Source organism: Klebsiella sp. 141198 (assembly GCF_050600785.1).
Classification (GTDB): Bacteria; Pseudomonadota; Gammaproteobacteria; order Enterobacterales; family Enterobacteriaceae; genus Klebsiella; species Klebsiella aerogenes.
This window is the reverse complement of record NZ_JAQIRM010000022.1, coordinates 1-389: the sequence shown is the minus strand read 5'-3', so window position 1 is coordinate 389 and position 389 is coordinate 1. Positions and strand designations below refer to the sequence as shown.

Sequence of the window (389 nt, the reverse complement as noted above, 5' to 3'; positions counted from 1 at the left end):
CACGTAGACTGCCCGGGCCACGCCGACTATGTTAAAAACATGATCACCGGTGCTGCTCAGATGGATGGCGCGATCCTGGTTGTTGCTGCGACTGACGGCCCGATGCCGCAGACTCGTGAGCACATCCTGCTGGGTCGTCAGGTAGGCGTTCCGTACATCATCGTGTTCCTGAACAAATGCGACATGGTTGATGACGAAGAGCTGCTGGAACTGGTTGAGATGGAAGTTCGTGAACTGCTGTCTCAGTACGATTTCCCGGGCGACGACACTCCGATCGTTCGTGGTTCTGCTCTGAAAGCGCTGGAAGGCGACGCAGAGTGGGAAGCGAAAATCATCGAACTGGCTGGCTTCCTGGATTCTTACATTCCGGAACCAGAGCGTGCGATTGA

Annotated in this window: 1 protein-coding gene; it reads left to right on the top strand. The window is 55.5% G+C overall.

What is annotated here, in order from left to right:
* Positions 1-389 (top strand): GTP-binding protein (locus tag PGR10_RS25395; RefSeq protein WP_430924283.1); only part of this gene is annotated, 389 nt, incomplete at both ends.